Below are 17,389 nucleotides of genomic sequence, written 5' to 3' on the forward strand. Positions count from 1 at the left end.
CCGACTCCCGCCGGCCCGCCCCTAGCCCCCTACAGCCACTTCTCCGCGAGGTGGTCCGCCTCGATGCGGCGGATCGTGCCCGAGTGCGAGCGCAGCACGATCGACTCGGTGCGGATGATCGGGCCGAGGCGCTTGACGCCGGCCACGAGGCCGCCGTCGGTCACACCGGTCGCCACGAAGAACGTGTTGTCGCCTGAGACGAGGTCGTTGGCCTCGTAGAGCTTGTCGATGTCGAGACCGGCGTCGATGCCCTTCTGGCGCTCGTCGTCGTCCTTGGGGGCGAGGCGGGTCTGGATGAAGCCTCCGAGCGCCTTGATGGCGCAGGCCGTGGCCACCCCCTCGGGGCTGCCGCCGATGCCCACGCACATGTCGATGCGGGTGCCGTAGCGGGCGGCGTTGATGCCGCCGGCCACGTCGCCGTCGAGCATCAGCCGGGTGCCGGCTCCGGCGGCGCGGATCTCGTCGATCAGCTGCTGGTGGCGCGGGCGGTCGAGCACGGCCACCCGGATGTCTCCCACGTTCTTGCCCTTGGCCTTGGCCAGAGCCCGGATGTTGTCGCCGATCGGCCGGTCGATGTCGATCACGCCGATTCCGTCGGCATCCGTCACGATCTTGTTCATGTAGAACACCGAGGAGGCGTCGAGCATGGTGCCGCGATCGGAAGCCGCGAGCATGGAGATGGCGTTCTGGCGGCCGGCGGCGGTGAGCGAGGTGCCGTCGATCGGGTCGACCGCGATGTCGCAGGCGGGGCCGCGGCCGGTGCCGACCTCTTCGCCGTTGAAGAGCATCGGCGCCTCATCCTTCTCGCCCTCGCCGATGACGATGACGCCGGCGAAGTCGACGGTGCCGAGGAAGGCGCGCATCGCGTCGACGGCCGCGCCGTCGGCGGCGTTCTTGTCGCCCTTGCCGATGAACGGCTGCGCCCGGATGGCCGCCGCCTCGGTGGCGCGCACCAGTTCGAGGGCGAGGTTGCGGTCGGGGTGTTCGTACAGGTGAGCGCTGTCGGCGTTCATGGCGAGGTGAGTTCCTTCCGGGGACGACCGGAGCACGACGACACAGTCCTGCCCCGAGTGGGGGCGGAGACGCCTCCCGCTGCGCTTGCCAGCCTATCGGGCGGATGCACAGGGCGCCGCCGGGCATCCTTCACTCCCCCGACGACGCCGCTGGCTAGACTTCTGGTGAACGGCACCGGCCGGCGCGCCAGAACGCGCCCACCAAAGGAGATGACATGCCCATTGCAACCCCCGATCAGTACGCAGAGATGCTCGACAAGGCCAAGACCGGCGGCTTCGCGTACCCCGCCGTCAACGTCTCGTCGTCGCAGACGCTGAACGCTGTGCTGCAGGGCCTGTCGGAGGCCGGATCCGACGGGATCATCCAGGTCACCACCGGAGGCGCCGACTACTTCGCCGGCCAGACCGTGAAGGCCCGCTCCACCGGCGCGCTCGCATTCGCCGCCTTCGCCCACGAGGTGGCCAAGAACTACCCGATCACCGTCGCGCTGCACACCGACCACTGCCCCGAACCCGCACTGGCCGACTTCGTCATGCCCCTGATCGAGGCCTCCGAGGCCGAGGTCAAGGCCGGCCGCAATCCGATCTTCCAGTCGCACATGTGGGACGGCTCGGCCATCCCGCTCACCGACAACCTGCGCATCGCCGAAGACATGCTGAAGCGCACCAAGGCCATCAACGCCATCCTCGAGGTCGAGATCGGCGTCGTCGGCGGCGAAGAAGACGGCGTCAGCCACGACATCAACGAGCACCTCTACACCACGCTCGACGACGCCATCGCGACCGTCGAGGCGCTCGGCCTCGGCGAGAACGGCCGGTACATGGCTGCGCTCACCTTCGGCAACGTGCACGGTGTCTACAAGCCCGGCAACGTGAAGCTGAAGCCCGAGCTGCTGAAGGAGATCCAGGACGGCCTGACTGCCAAGTACGGCCACGGTCCGAAGCCGCTCGACCTCGTCTTCCACGGCGGATCAGGCTCGTCCGACGCCGAGATCGCCGAGGCCGTCGCCAACGGCGTCATCAAGATGAACATCGACACCGACACCCAGTACGCGTTCACCCGCTCGATCGCCGGCACCATGTTCACCAACTACGAAGGCGTGCTGAAGGTCGACGGCGAGGTCGGCAACAAGAAGCAGTACGACCCGCGCGCGTGGGGCAAGATCGCCGAGACGGCGATGGCCGCCCGCGTGGTCGAGGCCACCCAGCAGCTCGGATCGGCCGGCCACTCCGGCAAGTAGGGCTCCGGCCGCGTTCTCCCTCGGGAGAGCGCGGCCCTTCCCCACTGAACACCATCCACCCTCGAATGAAGGATGCGTCACCCCGCGTGAGCGACGAACGACCGAAGCCCAAATACGGAGAACTCGCACCCGAGGGCTGGGTGTGGCAGCCTCCCAAAGAGGCCGTTCCCGAGGCGGAGGCGCCGACGACTCCGGCCGTTCAGACCCCGCCTGCTGCTCCGCCGGTTCCCGTCGCGCGTCCTTTCGACGCCGGTGTGCCCGGATCGGGGAACACGGTTCCGGGCGCGGTTCCCGCTCGCCGCGGCGACCGCATCGCCACCCTCATCCTGCTCGCCGCCGGCCTGCTCGCCACGGTGAACATGGTGACCAGCTTCCTCACGCTGCCGAGCGTGATGCAGCAGTTCATGGATCTGCAGGGCATCTCGGGCGTCTACTCCGGCGATGCGTCGGCATCTTCGGCCGGTGCCGTGGGCGCTGCCGTGCTGATCGCCGTCTACGCCCTCACCGCTCTCGTGTCGGTTCAGCGGCTGCGCGCCGGCAAGCTGACGTTCTTCGTGCCGATCATCGGAGCCGTGCTCGGCTTCGTGATCAACATCGTCGTCGTGGTGGTCGCCCTGCTGGCCGACCCCAGCATCCTGGCCGCGATGCAGCCGTAGCGAGACGGGCGGACCCGCCCGGCCCCGCCGCACCGCTCAGGAGCGGTGGCGGCCGCCGAGGGCGCGGGTGTCCTTCTTGCCGGAGGTGTCGCGGCGCAGCTCTTTCGGCAGCGAGAAGACGAGGTCTTCCTCGGCCGTCTGCACGGTCTCGATGTCGCCGTAGCCGGCACCCGCGAGGTCGTCGAGCAGCTCTTGCACGAGCACCTCGGGAACGGATGCCCCGGAGGTGACGCCGACTGTCTCGACACCGTCGAGCCACTCCTGCTTCACCTCGTGCGCGTAGTCGACCCGGTAGGCCGCCTTGGCACCGTACTCGAGCGCGACCTCCACCAGGCGCACCGAGTTCGACGAGTTCGCCGAACCGACGACGATCACGAGGTCGGCGCCCTGGGCGACCTTCTTGATGGCCACCTGGCGGTTCTGGGTGGCGTAGCAGATGTCGTCCGACGGCGGATCCTGCAGGTTCGGGAACTTCTCGCGCAGGCGGCGCACCGTCTCCATCGTCTCGTCGACCGAGAGCGTGGTCTGCGAGAGCCACACCACCTTGTCGGGGTCTTTCACCTCGATGTCGTCGACGGCATCCGGGCTGCCGACCAGCGTGATGTGCTCGGGGGCCTCACCCGCCGTGCCCTCGACCTCTTCGTGGCCTTCGTGGCCGATCAGCAGGATCTCGAAGTCGTCGCGGGCGAAACGCACGGCCTCGCGGTGCACCTTGGTGACCAGCGGGCAGGTGGCGTCGATGGCTTGGAGGCCTCGATCGGCCGCGCCCTGCACGACCGCCGGCGAGACGCCGTGGGCCGAGAAGACGACGTGGGCGCCCTCGGGCACCTCGTCGACCTCCTCGACGAAGATCGCGCCGCGCTTCTCGAGCGTGGAGACCACGTGCACGTTGTGCACGATCTGCTTGCGCACGTAGACGGGCGCGCCGTAGTTCTCGAGCGCCTTCTCGACGGCCACGACGGCACGGTCGACGCCGGCGCAGTAGCCACGGGGGGCGGCGAGCAGCACTCGCTTGTGCCCGGCCACCGGGTTGTCTTTCAGACGGTTGCGGATGCCGGGGATCCTCGGCATCGGCAGGCTGATGGTCGTCGCGTTGCTCACCCACAGATTCTACGTCGCCCAGCCTGAGTGACGGCGGCGTGTGGAAAGGTGGACCGCGTGACAGACGCATCCCCCTCCCCCGCCTCCACCGGTCCCGCCGCGCCCGCCGGCCCGCCCACCGCCGAGAATCCGTGGCCCGTCGGCGAACTCGCCGAGAAGATCCGCGGCTACATCGAGCGCCTCGGCACCGCGTGGGTGGAGGGCGAGATCACCCAGTGGGGCGTCTCGGGCGGCAACGTCTACGGCAAGCTGAAAGACCTGAACGGCCAGGCCACCATCAGTTTCACCATCTGGTCGTCGGTGAAGGCACGCATCCCGGCCGACCTCAAGCAGGGCGACCGGGTGATCGCGCTGATCAAGCCCAACTACTGGGTGCGCGGCGGCACGCTCACCATGCAGGTGTACGAGATGCGGCACGTGGGCCTCGGCGACCTGCTCGAACGCCTCGAGCGGCTGCGCGCGCAGCTCGCCGCCGAGGGGCTGTTCGACGCCTCGCGCAAGAAGCCGCTGCCGTTCCTGCCGGGCGGGATCGGGCTCATCACCGGTAAAGACAGTGACGCCGAGAAGGATGTGCTGCGCAACGCGCAGCTGCGGTGGCCCTCGGTGCGGTTCCGGGTCATCCACGCCGCCGTGCAGGGCGACCGCACACCGCGCGAGGTCGTGGCCGCGCTCGAGGCGCTCGACGACGATCCCGAGATCGACGTCATCATCATCGCCCGCGGCGGCGGCGACTTCCAGAACCTGCTCGGCTTCAGCGACGAGGCGGTCGTGCGGGCCGTCGCCGCGGCCCGCACGCCGGTGGTGAGCGCGATCGGTCACGAGGCCGACCGGCCGCTGCTGGATTCGGTGGCCGATCTCCGCGCCTCGACGCCGACGGATGCCGCCAAGCGCGTCGTGCCCGACGTGACCGAAGAGCTCACCCGGGTCGACCAGGCCCGCACGCGCATCCGGGGCCGGATGGCGTCGATCGTGTCGGTGGAGATCGACCGGCTCGGGCAGATCCGCAGCCGTCCGGCGCTGGCTCAGCCGGGCTGGATCATCGATTCGCGGTCGGAGGAGCTGACGCGGTTCGTGGCCCGCGGCTCGGAACTGGTCTCGCGGGTGATCGAGCGCGAAGGCAATTCGGTGCGCGAGCTGACCGGGCACCTGCGCGCGCTGTCGCCGCAGCGCACGCTCGATCGCGGGTACGCGATCGTGCAGGCCGCCTCGGGCGCCGGCGCCGGGCACATCGTACGGGCGGCCGCCGAAGCACCGGCCGGGGTGCGACTCACCGTCACCGTGGCGGAGGGTGCTCTGGATGCGCTGTCGGAGGGTGCGCATCCTGACAGTCGCCCGCAGTCCACCCCCGCCGTTGATCGATAGGATTGATCCCATGCCCACTTCGCCCGCATCCGATGTTCAGGAGCTGAGCTACGAACAAGCGCGCGACGAACTGATCCGCGTGGTGAGCGAGCTCGAGCAGGGTTCCGCCACCCTCGAGCAGTCGCTCGGCCTCTGGGAGCGCGGCGAGGCCCTCGCCGCCCGCTGCGAGCAGTGGCTGCTCGGCGCCCGGGAGCGCCTGGATGCCGCCCGCCAGTCCTCGGCCGCAGCCGAGTAGCGCGCCGATGGCCAAGAACGCTTCGCCCGCGGTCGTCGCAGAACTCGGGCGCCCCGAGACCCCGGAGGAGACCGCCGCCCGCAAGGCCGAGCAGTCGCGGCTGTACCGCGACCGCAAGACCCTGCGCAACCTCATCTACGCCGTGCTCGTGTCGGTGGGGCTCGTGATCGCGATCGTCTTCCTGGTGCCGCGAACCGAGACCTCGCTGCTGCAGCCCGTCGACTACCAGCAGGTCGCCGTGCAGGCACAGGCATCCATGCCCGTGCCCCTCACCGTGCCGGCCCTGCCCGAGGGCTGGTCGTCCAACGCCGCCGAGCTGCGCTCCGGCGGGGCCGACGACATCACGTCCTGGTACATCGGCCTGATCTCGCCGAAGAACCAGTACGTCGGCGTCACGCAGGCCGTCGACGCCAACCCCACCTGGCTCGCCGAGCAGGTCGCCCGCGGCGATTCGGCCGGCACGGTGATGCTCGACGGCGTCGAGTGGACCGCCTACGACAACCGCGGCACCGGCACCGATGTGGGCAACGTGGCCTACGCGCTGGTGACCGAGGCGGGCCGCTCGACCTTCGTCGTGTTCGGCACCGCCGACGTCGACGAGATCAGCACCGTGGCCTCCGCGGTGAGTGAAGACGTGCTCGCGCAGCCCTCGGCTGACGAGACGGGATCAGATTCGGGATCGGACTCAGGAGAGGGAACGCAGTGAGCACTGACGCCACGACGCCGGAACGGGTGTGGGCCACGATGCAGCGCGGCAACGAGCGCTTCATCGCCGGGGAGCCCAAGCACCCGCGACAGGATGTGGAGACCCGCGCGGAGCTGGCGCACCTGCAGACCCCGCGCGCTGCTCTGTTCGGCTGCAGCGACTCCCGGCTGGCCGCCGAGATCATCTTCGACCTCGGCCTCGGCGACCTGTTCGTGGTGCGGAACGCCGGCCAGGTCATCTCCGATTCGGTCATCGGCAGTCTCGAGTACGCGGTCGAGGTGCTCGGAGTGGCGCTGATCGTCGTGCTCGGCCACGACGAATGCGGCGCCGTGCGCGCCGCCATCGATTCGCAGTTGCCGGATGCCGCCCCCCTGCCCGGTCACATCCGGAGCCTCGTCGAGCAGATCATCCCCGCGATCGCCAAGGTTCCCGCCGAACGCGACGAGTCGGGTGCCCTGCTCAGCTCTCCGGATGCCGGTGAGGTCGGCCGAACCCACCTGCGCGACACGGTCGGCCAGCTGCTGCAGAGCTCGGAGATCATCACCGCGGCGGTCGCGGACGGTAGATTGGCAGTTGTCGGCGCGAACTACCGCCTGGCCGAAGGCCGCGCGGTGGCCGATGTCGTCATCGGCGAGATCTGAGCTCCGGGCACGCCCCGCAGCCGTCGCACCCCGAGTACTTTCCGAACACACCCACGAGAACAACGCCGTCGCGGCCGCGTGCCACCGGCAGAACGAAAGGACGACCACACAGTGGTGGAGAACGCTCCCGAGACCAAGACCGAGGCCAACTACCGCATCGAGCACGACACCATGGGCGAGGTGCGGGTGCCTGCATCCGCTCTCTACGGTGCGCAGACGCAGCGGGCCGTCGAGAACTTCCCGGTGTCGGGTGACGGGCTCGAGAGCGCGCAGATCGCCGCCCTCGCCCGCATCAAGAAGGCCGCCGCCCTCGCGAACGCGAAGCTCGGCGTGCTGGATGCCGGAATCGCCGACGCGATCGCCGACGCCGCCGACCGCGTGGTCACGGGCGAGCTCGACGCCGACTTCCCGATCGACGTCTACCAGACCGGTAGCGGAACCTCGTCGAACATGAACATGAACGAGGTGCTGGCCTCGCTCGCCTCCACGGCACTCGGCTCGAAGGTTCACCCCAACGACCACGTGAACGCCTCGCAGTCCTCCAACGACGTGTTCCCCACCTCGGTGCACGTCGCCGTGACCGGCGCGCTGATCCACGACCTCATCCCCTCGCTCGAGCACCTCGCCGAGGCGCTCGAGGAGAAGGCCACCCTGTGGGCCACGGCCGTGAAGTCGGGCCGCACCCACCTCATGGACGCCACCCCGGTGACCCTCGGCCAGGAGTTCGGCGGCTACGCCATGCAGATCCGCCTGGGCATCGAGCGCGTGCAGTCGGCGCTCCCCCGCGTCGCCGAGGTTCCGCTCGGCGGCACCGCGGTCGGCACCGGCATCAACACCCCGGCCGGCTTCCCGCAGCTCGTGATCCAGCTGCTCGCCGAGGAGACCGGCCTGCCGATCACCGAGGCCCGCGACCACTTCGAGGCGCAGGGCGCCCGCGACTCGCTGGTGGAGGCATCCGGAGCCCTGCGCGTTCTGGCCGTGTCGCTCACCAAGATCTGCAACGACCTGCGCTGGATGGGCTCGGGCCCGAACACGGGTATCGGCGAGCTGCACATCCCCGACCTGCAGCCCGGCTCCTCGATCATGCCCGGCAAGGTGAACCCGGTCATCCCCGAGGCCGTGCTGATGGTGTGCTCGCGCGTGATCGGCAATGACGCGTCGATCGCCTGGTCCGGGGCATCCGGAGCCTTCGAGCTGAACGTGGCCATCCCGGTGATGGGCACGGCGCTGCTCGAGTCGATCCGCCTGCTCTCCAACTCGGCCGTGCTGCTGGCCGACAAGACCGTGGCCGGCCTCGAGGCGAACCTCGAGCGCGCTCGTGCGCTGGCCGAGTCGTCGCCGTCGATCGTCACCCCGCTGAACCGCGTGATCGGCTACGAGGCCGCTGCGAAGATCGCCAAGCACTCGGTGGCGAAGAGCATCACGGTGCGCGAGGCCGTCATCGACCTCGGCTTCGTGGAGCGCGGCGAGGTCACCCTCGAGCAGCTCGACGCCGCCCTCGACGTGCTCTCGATGACGCGCCCCCCGGCCGCGAAGTAGCCTCCGGACGCTACTCGCCTCCTCAACGACGGAGTCTCCCCGTTCTGACGGACTGAGACTCCGTCGTTGTCGTTTTTCCGGCCGCGAGTCCGTCGTTCCGAGAGCGAGCGTGTCACTACCGTGCATTCACCGATGATGCCCAGAAGGCGGCCAGGAGCGCGGGGCCGAACGGGATCCGGAGAAGCGCGGGAGGCGCTCGAGCGGCCAGCTCGGCGCCGAACAGAACGGCGACTACGATCCCCCCTGCGGCCGCGCCTTGGCCAAGAGCCTCAGGCCGTTCAGGCACCCCCATCATCCCGGCCAGGCCACCCAGCCACGTGCCCAGTTTGACGTCGCCCATGCCGACTGCGCCGAGCATCCAGCCGCCCAGCAGCAGCCCTCCGGCCAAGAGAGCACCTACCACTCCGGCCGGCGCGCTCGACGCTGCCGTCACCGGCCGCAACTGGCCCGCCAGGGCCGCCCACAGCAGGCCCCACACGAGCAGCAGCAGGCCGGGTAGCACGAGCGCGTTGGGCAGCCGCAACGAGCGCACGTCGATGACAACCAGCGGCACGGTCACCACCGCGAGATACCCCAGCTGCAGGAGCACTCAGGGCGGATGCGACGAGACGAGAAGATGCATGCCGCCACGCTAGGCGCGCAGAGACGCGGACGGGCCGCGGCTGCCCAAAGTGTGGACAACCACGGCCCGAGGCCGATTGTGGAGAACGTGCGAGGGAGCGCCGAAGCTCCTACGCCAGCTCGTTCGACTCCAGCATCTCGGTCACCAGTGCGGCGATCGCCGAGCGCTCGGAGCGCGTCAGCGTGATGTGCCCGAACAGCGAGTGCCCCTTGAGCGTCTCGATCACCGAGGCCACGCCGTCGTGCCGGCCCACCCGCAGGTTGTCGCGCTGAGCCACGTCGTGCGTGAGCACCACCCGCGAATTCTGCCCGATGCGCGAGAGCACGGTCAGCAGCACGTTGCGCTCGAGCGACTGCGCCTCGTCGACGATCACGAAGGCGTCGTGCAGCGAGCGGCCGCGGATGTGCGTGAGCGGCAGCACCTCGAGGATGCCCCGGTCGATCACCTCGTCGAGCACGTTCTGCGACACCAGCGACCCGAGCGTGTCGAACACGGCCTGCGCCCAGGGGTTCATCTTCTCGGCGGCGTCGCCCGGCAGGAATCCGAGCTCCTGGCCTCCCACCGCGTACAGCGGCCGGAACACCATGATCTTCTTGTGCTGCTGCTTCTCGAGCACCGCTTCGAGACCGGCGCACAGGGCCAGAGCGGACTTCCCCGTACCAGCTCGACCCCCCAGCGACACGATCCCGACTTCGGGATCCAGCAGCATGTCGATCGCCACGCGCTGCTCGGCCGAGCGACCGTGCAGCCCGAACACGTCGCGGTCGCCGCGCACGAGCTGGAACGAGTCCTTCCCGGTCACGCGCCCGAGGGCCGATCCGCGATCCGAGTGGATGACCAATCCCGTGTTCAGAGGCATGTCGCGCACCAGAGGCGTCGTCAGGCGCTCGTCATCGTACAGCTTCGACATCGCGTCGGAGCCGAGCGTGATGTCATCCAGCCCTGTCCAGCCGGAATCGACGGCGAGCTCGGCCCGGTACTCCTCGGCGGCCAGACCGATCGAGGCGGCCTTGACGCGCAGCGGCAGATCCTTCGACACGACGGTCACGTTCAGGCCGTCGTTCGCGAGGTTCTGCGCCACCGCGAGGATGCGCGTGTCGTTGTCGCCGAGCTGGAGACCGGATGGCAGCACCGAGGTGTTCGAGTGGTTCAGCTCCACCCGCAGCGAGCCGCCTTCGGTGCCCACCACGATCGGGAAGTCGAGACGCTCGTGCTGCACGCGCAACTCATCCAGATTGCGCAGCGCCTGCCGGGCGAAGTACCCGATCTCGGGGTCGTTGCGTTTGCTCTCGAGCTCGGTGATCACGATCACCGGGAGGACGACGGAGTGCTCGGCGAACCGGAAGATCGCCTTCGGATCAGACAGAAGAACCGAGGTGTCCAGTACGTAGGTCACCTCGGCCGTGTGCGTCGATCCGTTCGTGTGGGTAGTGCTTCGTGCATCCTCTCCGCTGTTCGTCCCGCTGGTCTTGTGAGTCATGGGCTCGGCCACATCCACTCCAACCCCGAGCGCTCGGCGCTCGGATCAGTAGGCGATCGGGCCACAGTGGAGGTCAGTCGAAACGTACTTATGTGGCCGTCTCGATCAGGCGCCATGCCTGATGCAGACGAAGCTACGCCCGTTCGTGGATGAGTGGGTTACGACACGCAACTCGGAAGATTAACTCTGTGTTACACGCGTGTAATTCGTGTGGGAGTGTGATCCAGGGTCGGGATGTCGCGGTGGCGGTTGTTCGTGGGGAGACGTCCGGCTGTGCTTGCTGCCGGGGCGCCGGGCTTCGCTCGGCGTCCCGGGTCGCGCCGGTCACTGCCCGGCGCGACGCGACATGTGAGCGCGCGGTCGGAGGACGCGGCCTGCGGTCGCATCCTCCGGCCACACGCTCACCTTGGGTCGGCGAGTACGGCCTGAGACTTTGTGTGCCGTGCCGTCGCTTCAGCTGCCGAAGCGGCGCTGGCGGCGGGAGTAGTCGCGCAGGGCGCGGAGGAAGTCGACCTCGCGCACGTCGGGGCCCAGGGCCTCCATGAAGTAGAACTCGCTGTGGGCGCTCTGCCAGAGCATGAAGTCGGAGAGGCGCTGCTCGCCCGAGGTTCGGATGACCAGATCCGGATCCGGCTGGCCGCCCGTGTAGAGGTGCTCTGCGATGAGCTCCTGGTCGATGGCGGCCTCGAGCTCGTCGAGCCCGTGTCCGAGCGACCGGTGCTTCTGGATGATGCTGCGCACCGCATCCTCGATCTCCGAGCGGCCGCCGTAGCCGATCGCGAGGTTGACGTGCAGACCCTTGTGCGAGGCCGTGCGGGCCTCGGCGCCGTCGAGGGCGGCGATCAACGGCTCCGGCAGCCCCACGGTCGTTCCGACGTGCTTCACGCGCCAGTCACGGTAGTGCGAGATGTCGTCGGCGAGTTCGGCGATGATCTCGATCAGCTCGTCGAGCTCGGTCGAGGAGCGGTTTTTGAGGTTGTCGGTGGAGAGCAGGTACAGCGTCACCACCTCGATGCCCAGGTCGTCGCACCACACCAGGAACTCGAGGAACTTCGCGGCTCCGGCCCGATGACCGTGCGCCACCGTCTCGAGCGAGCGCTGACGGGCCCAGCGGCGATTGCCGTCGAGGATCATCGCCACATGCTTGGGCAGCACGGCCTCGTTCAGGTGCTTGCGGATACGCCTCTGGTAGAGACGATAGAGGAGGCCCTTCCCGATCTTCGGCTCGTGTTCTGGCACACCGATACGCTACTCGCTCCCAGCGAGTGAAACGTGCCGAACGCGTAGTCTGATCTCATGGCCGCACCCGAGCTCCCCAACATCCCGCTGCTCGAGGATGCGATCGATCACCCGCCCACCGAGGTCAAGCCCACCTGGCGCGGCTGGATCCACGCGGGCACCTTCCCCTTCACCATCGCCATGGGCATCGTGCTGATCTGCCTGGCGCAGGGCGCTCCGGCGAAGTGGGCCAGCGCGGTGTTCATGGTCACCTCGATGGTGCTGTTCGGCAACTCCGCGCTCTACCACCGGTTCAACTGGCAGCCGAAGATGAAGCTGCTCCTCAAGCGCATCGACCACGCCAACATCTTCCTGCTGATCGCCGGCACCTACACGCCGATCGCCGTGCTCGCGCTGCCGTGGGACAAGGGGGCGGTACTGCTCACCGTGGTGTGGGCGGGCGCGCTTCTCGGCGTCGGCTTCCGGGTGTTCTGGATCGGTGCCCCGCGCTGGCTCTACGTCGTGCTGTACCTGGCTCTCGGCTGGGCGGCCGTGCTGTACCTGGTCGACATCTTCAATGCCAACGCCGCCGCGATGGTGCTCGTGATCGTGGGCGGACTGGCCTACACGGTGGGTGCGATCGCGTACGGGCTGAAGCGCCCGAACCCGTTCCCGGGCCGCTTCGGCTTCCACGAGATCTTCCACACGCTGACGGTCGTGGCGTTCCTGTGCCACTGGACCGCCATCCTGCTGCTCGCGATCGACCCGCCGTTCAACGGCTGACGATCGGGCGGAGCTAGCGGCTAGGGCCGACGGACGGTTCGTCCCCCGTCGCGGGTGCCGGGGCGGGCTTCACCGGCGCCCCGGATGCTGCGGCCGCGGCCGCGGCATCGCGCTCGGCGATCTCGGCCTGCAGCTCCTCCTGCACCTGCGCGCGGTAGTTCACCCGGCGCACCCGGCGCACCATGTCGATCACCAGCAGCAGCGTGACCGCCATCACCATGAAGGTGACGATGAAGCCGATGATTCCCGGCGTGACGGTATCGGGATCGGGCGTCGTCACGTCTTCGGCCAGCACCGAGCCGACGAGAGACGAGGCCGCGAGGAGCACGCTCATTCGGAGTCCTCGATGCCGTCGAAGAGGTCGGTGCCGGCATCCGGAACCGACACCCGCGAGGTGACCAGCTGGTAGTCCTCGGTGGGCCACGCCCGCTTCTGCAGGCCGTTCGGCCAGAAGAAGAACGGATGCTCCGGAGCCACCTGGCTGGCGTGGGCGCGCAGCGCCGAGTACCGCACCTCGAAGAAGTCGCCGGCCGGAACCCGCACCAGGGGCGAGGGAACGGGGGGCCGATCCTTCCACCGCTCGCGCATCTCCTCGAAGGTGGCGACGATCGGGTTCTCCGGGTCTTCAGCCTTGATGAGCGTGTAGGCCGCGTCGAACATCTCGGGGTTCATCGTGCGGTCGTAGTAGAGCTTGCCGATCGACCAGGCGGGGCCGGCATCCGGATACGCGGCCGGGTCGGCGGCCGCCTCGAACGCGGCGACCGAGATCTCGTGGGTGCGGATGTGATCCGGATGCGGGTAGCCGCCGTTCTCGTCGTAGGTGACGAGAACCTGCGGTTTGAACTCGCGGATCAGCTTCACCAGCGGGGCCGCCGAGGTGGCGACCGGGATGGCGCCGAAGCTGTTGGCGGGCAGCGGGTCGCCCGATCCGGGCTCGATCCAGCCCGAGTCGTGGTAGCCGAGCCAGCGGTGCTGGAAGCCGACGGCGGCCTGGGCGGCGGCCATCTCGACCCGGCGGAGGCCGGCCATGTCGCGCTCGGCCCAGATCTTCGGCTCGAGCGCCTCGTTCAGCACCGAGCCGCGTTCACCGCCGGTGCAGCTGACGACCATCACCTCGACTCCGCGGTCGAGGTAGTAGGCATACGTGGCCGCGCCCTTGCTCGACTCGTCGTCGGGGTGGGCGTGCACGGCCAGGAGGCGCAGCGTCAGCGGTCTCAACTCCTCAGGGATTGCGGTTAGCCTGAATACAGACCAGCACCAGACTAATTGATCTACCCCGGGAGAGTGCCGCGTGAAAGGCCAGGACGAGGCGGGCGCACAGGAGACGGGTGCGCGCGAGAACGCCGCGCTCGATCAGCGGTACGGCCGTACGCCCGGCCGCCGAGCCCGCGGAAAGCTGATCGCCTGGCTGGGCGGCGTCGGCGTCGCGGTCGTCATCACCGCCTGGGTCGTCTGGGGCGGTCTGAGCGGCAGCGCGGCCTCGCTCGACGCGCAGGACACCGCGCACCTCGTGGTCGATTCCCGCAGTGTGCAGGTCGACTTCGACCTCACCATCCCGCGAGGTGACACCGCCAGCTGCGTCGTGCAGGCGCTCAGCGAGAAGTTCGCCGTGGTGGGCTGGAAGGTCGTCGACATCCCGGCATCCGACAGCGCCACGCGCTCGTTCAGCGAGACCGTGCGCACCAGCGAACTCGCCTCCACGGGTTTGATTTACAACTGCTGGCTCACATAGTCTTTCCTGATCGTCCGGGCCGACACGGCTCGGACGTCAGCATGCTTGAAGGAGTGTTCCGATGGCTGACGACACCCAGCTCACCTGGCTCACGCAGGAGGCCTACGACCGCCTCTCGAACGAGCTCGAAGAGCTCAGCGGCCCCGCCCGGATCGAGATCGCGAAGCGCATCGAGATGGCGCGCGAAGAGGGCGACCTCAAGGAGAACGGCGGCTACCACGCCGCCAAAGACGAGCAGGGCAAGATCGAGGCGCGCATCCGGCAGCTCACGCTGCTGCTGCGCACCGCCCAGGTGGGCGCCACCCCCGAGAGCCACGGTGTCGTGGAGCCCGGAGTCGTCGTGACCGCGCTGGTGGCCGGCGGCGAAGAGCGCTTCCTGCTGGGCAGCCGCGAGATCGCGGGCAACGCCGACCTCGACGTCTACAGCGAGCAGAGCCCGCTGGGCACCGCCATCCTGGGCCTCAAGGTCGGCGAGAAGACCACCTACACGGCCCCCAACGGCCGCGACATCACCGTCGAGGTCACGAACGTCGAGACCTTCCAGGGCTGACCCGCGACCCTCGTCGCGGGGCTACTGCTCGATGCGGAGTTCGTAGCCGGCGTCGCGGAGCTTGGCGATGACCTGGTCGCGGTGGTCCGGGCCCCGGGTCTCGATGTGCAGTTCGAGTTCGACCTGGCTGATCTGCAGGCCCTTGCCATGGCGGGTGTGCTGCACCTCGACCACGTTGGCGTTAGCCTCGGCGACGAGTTCGGCCGTGCGCGCGAGCTGTCCGGGGCGGTCGGGCAGCATGATCCGCAGCTTCAGGTAGCGATCGGATGCGGCGAGGCCGTGACTGATCACGCGCTGCATCAGCAGGGGGTCGATGTTGCCGCCGGAGAGCACGACGACGGTCTTGCCGGCGTCTTTCACCAGCCCGGCGAGGATCGCGGCGACACCGACGGCGCCGGCCGGCTCGACGACCTGCTTGGCGCGCTCGAGCAGCAGCAGCAGCGCGCGGGCGGTGTCGGCCTCGGAGACCGTCACCACCTCGTCGACCAGGTCGCGGATGATCGAGAAGTTCAGGATGCCCGGTTTGGAGACCTGGATGCCGTCGGCGATCGTGGGCGAGGTCGTGATGTTCAGCGGCTCCCCCGCCGCCAGGGAGGGCGGGTAGGCGGCCGCGTTGGCGGCCTGCACGCCGACCACGCGCACCGTTCGGCCCTCGAGGGCCGCGCGCTGCTTGACCGCGCTGGCGATGCCGGAGATCAGCCCGCCGCCGCCGATGGGGACGATGATCGTGTCGGCATCCGGAACCTGGTCGAGGATCTCGAGCCCGAGGGTCGCCTGCCCCATCACCACGTCGATGTGGTCGAACGGCGGGATGACGGTGGCGCCGGTCGCGGCGGCGAACTCGGCGGCGGCACGAAGGGCCTCCTCGACCGAGTGACCGCGCAGGATGACGTCGGCCCCGTAGTGCCGGGTGGCCTGGAGCTTGGGCAGGGGCACACCGATCGGCATGAAGATGGTGGCTTTGATGCCGAGCTCGGCGGCCGCGAAGGCGACGCCCTGGGCATGGTTGCCGGCCGAGGCGGCCACGACGCCGGCCGCTTTCTCGGCCTCGCTGAGCGCCGAGATGCGGTTGTAGGCGCCACGGATCTTGTAGGAACCCGTTCGCTGCACGTTCTCGCACTTGAGGAACACGGGCGAGCCGATGATCTCGGTGAGGAAGCGCGAGCTCTCCATCGGCGTGACCTTGGCGGCCTTCGCCACGCGCACGCGGGCGAGCTCGATGTCGGCCAGGGCGGGGCCGGCGAACGTGGTCTCGGAGTCAGTCATGCGGTAGCGCATCCTTCGGGGTGGTCAGAGCCGGATCGGGCACGGGTGTGCGCCACGTGCCACCGGCGATGTAGTTGATCATGACGTTCAGGGTGGCCACCAGCGGCACCGCGAAGAAGGCTCCGGCGATACCGGCGACCATCGAGCCGCCGGCCACGGCAAGGACGACGGCGAGCGGATGCACCTTCACCGCGGTTCCCATCACGAGCGGCTGCAGCACGTGGCCCTCGATCTGCTGCACGAGCAGCACGATCCCGAGCATGATGAGCGCGATCACCCAGCCGTTGTAGATGAGCGCGATGAACACGGCGACGGTGCCGGTCACCACGGCACCGATGATCGGGATGAACGAGCCCAGGAACACCAGCACGCCGATCGGGATGGCCAGGGGGACACCCAGGATCGCCGCGCCCACCCCGATGCCGACGGCGTCGATGGACGCGACCAGGATCTGCACCTTCACGAAGTTCTGCAGCGTGCGCCAGCCGGTCTTGCCGGCCCCGTCGGTGGCCGCGCGGGCCTTGCGCGGGAACAGGCGCACGATCCAGGCCCAGATCCGCTCGCCGTCGATCAGGATGAACAGCGTCGAGAACAGGGTGAGCAGCACGCCCGTGAGCACGTGGCCGACGCTGGAGCCCACCGCGGCTGCGCCCGTGATGAGCGCCTGGCTGTCTTGCTGCACGGCGGTCCAGAACTGCGACACATACGCGTTGAAGTCGGACTCGGACACCTGCAGCGGCGAGTCGGCCAGGAACGACTTGAGGTCGTTGTACGAGCTGATCGACTGCTGCTTGAGGTCGTCGAAGCCCGACGTGACCTGCGTGACGACGAGGAAGATGAGGGCCGCGACGACGACGATGGTGCCGAGCTCGGCGGCGGCGATGGCGAGACCCTTGGGCCACTTGTGCCGCACCAGGAAGTTCTTGAACGGCACCAGCAGAGCCGAGAGCACGACCGCGACCAGCACCGGGATGATGAGCAGCCGCAGCTGGATGATCAGGAAGCCGATGACGGCCAGCACGGCCATCACCACGAGGATGCGCCACGACCAGGCGCCGGCGATCTTCATGCCGAGCGGCACGGAGTCTTCACCCGTCGCGGATCGCGGACCGGCGGCGGCGGATGCGGCCTGCGCGGCGGCCGAGGGCTGCGCGCCGGGGCGGGGCGAACGGCGCAGGAACCCGCGCCGGCGGGGCGGCTCCGTCTCAGACATGAGCCAAGTCTAGGAGCGGACGTATGCATCC

19 protein-coding genes are annotated in these 17,389 nt (G+C 68.9%); 10 read left to right on the forward strand and 9 right to left on the reverse strand.

Translation table 11 applies throughout. The features are described 5' to 3' along the window. Window positions 1-29: 29 nt before the first annotated feature. Window positions 30-1,013 (reverse strand): class II fructose-bisphosphatase, encoded by a 984-nt coding sequence (gene glpX, locus Q0D75_RS15155; protein ID WP_291055131.1) that lies wholly within the window; start codon window positions 1,011-1,013, stop codon window positions 30-32. A 215-nt stretch (window positions 1,014-1,228) separates the two neighbouring features. Between glpX and fbaA the strand changes: the two genes are divergently transcribed. Together fbaA and Q0D75_RS15165 are read left to right on the forward strand one after the other, a co-directional pair. Then, window positions 1,229-2,254, forward strand: coding sequence for a class II fructose-bisphosphate aldolase (fbaA, locus tag Q0D75_RS15160; RefSeq protein WP_291055134.1), 1,026 nt, complete (start codon window positions 1,229-1,231; stop codon window positions 2,252-2,254). 86 nt (window positions 2,255-2,340) lie between these two features. Then, window positions 2,341-2,910 carry a DUF6264 family protein gene (locus Q0D75_RS15165; RefSeq protein WP_291055137.1) on the forward strand — a complete coding sequence of 190 codons (570 nt, stop codon included), beginning with the start codon at window positions 2,341-2,343 and terminating at the stop codon, window positions 2,908-2,910. A gap of 36 nt (window positions 2,911-2,946) precedes the next feature. Here Q0D75_RS15165 and Q0D75_RS15170 read toward each other — a convergent pair whose 3' ends face one another. Then, the gene (locus tag Q0D75_RS15170; RefSeq protein WP_291055246.1) at window positions 2,947-3,981 is read right to left on the reverse strand and encodes a 4-hydroxy-3-methylbut-2-enyl diphosphate reductase; all 1,035 of its coding nucleotides are present in this window, start codon (window positions 3,979-3,981) and stop codon (window positions 2,947-2,949) included. An 87-nt stretch (window positions 3,982-4,068) separates the two neighbouring features. Here Q0D75_RS15170 and xseA point away from each other — a divergent pair, with 87 nt between their 5' ends. The 5 genes from xseA (at window position 4,069) to Q0D75_RS15195 (ending at window position 8,494) form a co-directional block, all read left to right on the forward strand. Then, window positions 4,069-5,373 (forward strand): exodeoxyribonuclease VII large subunit, encoded by a 1,305-nt coding sequence (gene xseA / locus Q0D75_RS15175; RefSeq protein WP_291055140.1) that lies wholly within the window; start codon window positions 4,069-4,071, stop codon window positions 5,371-5,373. Between the two features lie 10 nt (window positions 5,374-5,383). Further along, on the forward strand, window positions 5,384-5,608 hold the full coding sequence (locus tag Q0D75_RS15180) for an exodeoxyribonuclease VII small subunit (protein ID WP_291055143.1): 225 nt from the start codon (window positions 5,384-5,386) through the stop codon (window positions 5,606-5,608). A gap of 7 nt (window positions 5,609-5,615) precedes the next feature. Next, complete coding sequence (locus Q0D75_RS15185) at window positions 5,616-6,314, forward strand: DUF4245 domain-containing protein (RefSeq protein ID WP_291055146.1); 699 nt, start codon at window positions 5,616-5,618, stop codon at window positions 6,312-6,314. Between the two features lie 38 nt (window positions 6,315-6,352). Next, complete coding sequence (locus Q0D75_RS15190; RefSeq protein ID WP_291055247.1) at window positions 6,353-6,955, forward strand: carbonic anhydrase; 603 nt, start codon at window positions 6,353-6,355, stop codon at window positions 6,953-6,955. 111 nt (window positions 6,956-7,066) lie between these two features. After that, entirely contained in the window at window positions 7,067-8,494 is a 1,428-nt protein-coding gene (locus Q0D75_RS15195; protein WP_291055149.1) for a class II fumarate hydratase, read from the forward strand. Window positions 8,495-8,609: 115 nt separating this feature from the next. Here the strand turns inward: Q0D75_RS15195 and Q0D75_RS15200 are convergent, their stop codons facing one another. From Q0D75_RS15200 to Q0D75_RS15210, 3 genes are all read right to left on the reverse strand, one after another. Next, window positions 8,610-9,083, reverse strand: a complete 474-nt coding sequence (locus tag Q0D75_RS15200; protein ID WP_291055152.1) for a prepilin peptidase — start codon at window positions 9,081-9,083, stop codon at window positions 8,610-8,612. 142 nt (window positions 9,084-9,225) lie between these two features. Beyond that, complete coding sequence (locus tag Q0D75_RS15205) at window positions 9,226-10,596, reverse strand: PhoH family protein (protein WP_291055155.1); 1,371 nt, start codon at window positions 10,594-10,596, stop codon at window positions 9,226-9,228. Window positions 10,597-11,049: 453 nt separating this feature from the next. Continuing rightward, window positions 11,050-11,835, reverse strand: a complete 786-nt coding sequence (locus tag Q0D75_RS15210) for an isoprenyl transferase (protein WP_291055158.1) — start codon at window positions 11,833-11,835, stop codon at window positions 11,050-11,052. Window positions 11,836-11,892: 57 nt separating this feature from the next. Between Q0D75_RS15210 and Q0D75_RS15215 the strand changes: the two genes are divergently transcribed. Beyond that, complete coding sequence (locus tag Q0D75_RS15215) at window positions 11,893-12,597, forward strand: hemolysin III family protein (protein WP_291055161.1); 705 nt, start codon at window positions 11,893-11,895, stop codon at window positions 12,595-12,597. 13 nt (window positions 12,598-12,610) lie between these two features. Here Q0D75_RS15215 and Q0D75_RS15220 read toward each other — a convergent pair whose 3' ends face one another. Beyond that, entirely contained in the window at window positions 12,611-12,931 is a 321-nt protein-coding gene (locus Q0D75_RS15220; protein ID WP_291055164.1) for a hypothetical protein, read from the reverse strand. Beyond that, on the reverse strand, window positions 12,928-13,815 hold the full coding sequence (gene mca / locus Q0D75_RS15225) for a mycothiol conjugate amidase Mca (RefSeq protein WP_366513445.1): 888 nt from the start codon (window positions 13,813-13,815) through the stop codon (window positions 12,928-12,930). The genes Q0D75_RS15220 and mca overlap by 4 nt, the downstream gene beginning before the upstream one ends. Window positions 13,816-13,888: 73 nt before the next feature. On the opposite strand from mca, the gene Q0D75_RS15230 reads away from it, so the two are divergent. Next, window positions 13,889-14,329 (forward strand): DUF4307 domain-containing protein, encoded by a 441-nt coding sequence (locus Q0D75_RS15230; protein WP_291055167.1) that lies wholly within the window; start codon window positions 13,889-13,891, stop codon window positions 14,327-14,329. Between the two features lie 61 nt (window positions 14,330-14,390). Next, entirely contained in the window at window positions 14,391-14,879 is a 489-nt protein-coding gene (gene greA / locus Q0D75_RS15235) for a transcription elongation factor GreA (protein ID WP_291055170.1), read from the forward strand. 21 nt (window positions 14,880-14,900) lie between these two features. Here greA and ilvA read toward each other — a convergent pair whose 3' ends face one another. Further along, entirely contained in the window at window positions 14,901-16,145 is a 1,245-nt protein-coding gene (gene ilvA, locus Q0D75_RS15240) for a threonine ammonia-lyase (RefSeq protein WP_291055172.1), read from the reverse strand. Then, complete coding sequence (locus tag Q0D75_RS15245) at window positions 16,138-17,358, reverse strand: AI-2E family transporter (RefSeq protein WP_291055175.1); 1,221 nt, start codon at window positions 17,356-17,358, stop codon at window positions 16,138-16,140. Before Q0D75_RS15245 ends, ilvA begins: the two co-directional genes overlap by 8 nt. Between the last annotated feature and the right edge of the window lie 31 nt (window positions 17,359-17,389).

The sequence above is a fragment of the Herbiconiux sp. genome, from assembly GCF_023264855.1.
In the GTDB taxonomy this organism is placed as follows: Bacteria; Actinomycetota; Actinomycetes; order Actinomycetales; family Microbacteriaceae; genus Herbiconiux.

Excerpts from the sequence above, each read along its gene's own strand:
- Q0D75_RS15170 (WP_291055246.1), bottom strand. The coding sequence starts at position 3,981 with ATGCCGAGGATCCCCGGCATCCGCAACCGTCTGAAAGACAACCCGGTG.
- glpX (WP_291055131.1), bottom strand. The coding sequence starts at position 1,013 with ATGAACGCCGACAGCGCTCACCTGTACGAACACCCCGACCGCAACCTC.
- Q0D75_RS15245 (WP_291055175.1), bottom strand. The coding sequence starts at position 17,358 with ATGTCTGAGACGGAGCCGCCCCGCCGGCGCGGGTTCCTGCGCCGTTCG.
- fbaA (WP_291055134.1), top strand. The coding sequence starts at position 1,229 with ATGCCCATTGCAACCCCCGATCAGTACGCAGAGATGCTCGACAAGGCC.
- greA (WP_291055170.1), top strand. The coding sequence starts at position 14,391 with ATGGCTGACGACACCCAGCTCACCTGGCTCACGCAGGAGGCCTACGAC.
- Q0D75_RS15180 (WP_291055143.1), top strand. The coding sequence starts at position 5,384 with ATGCCCACTTCGCCCGCATCCGATGTTCAGGAGCTGAGCTACGAACAA.
- Q0D75_RS15215 (WP_291055161.1), top strand. The coding sequence starts at position 11,893 with ATGGCCGCACCCGAGCTCCCCAACATCCCGCTGCTCGAGGATGCGATC.
- Q0D75_RS15185 (WP_291055146.1), top strand. The coding sequence starts at position 5,616 with ATGGCCAAGAACGCTTCGCCCGCGGTCGTCGCAGAACTCGGGCGCCCC.
- ilvA (WP_291055172.1), bottom strand. The coding sequence starts at position 16,145 with ATGACTGACTCCGAGACCACGTTCGCCGGCCCCGCCCTGGCCGACATC.
- Q0D75_RS15205 (WP_291055155.1), bottom strand. The coding sequence starts at position 10,596 with ATGACTCACAAGACCAGCGGGACGAACAGCGGAGAGGATGCACGAAGC.
- Q0D75_RS15190 (WP_291055247.1), top strand. The coding sequence starts at position 6,353 with ATGCAGCGCGGCAACGAGCGCTTCATCGCCGGGGAGCCCAAGCACCCG.
- Q0D75_RS15220 (WP_291055164.1), bottom strand. The coding sequence starts at position 12,931 with ATGAGCGTGCTCCTCGCGGCCTCGTCTCTCGTCGGCTCGGTGCTGGCC.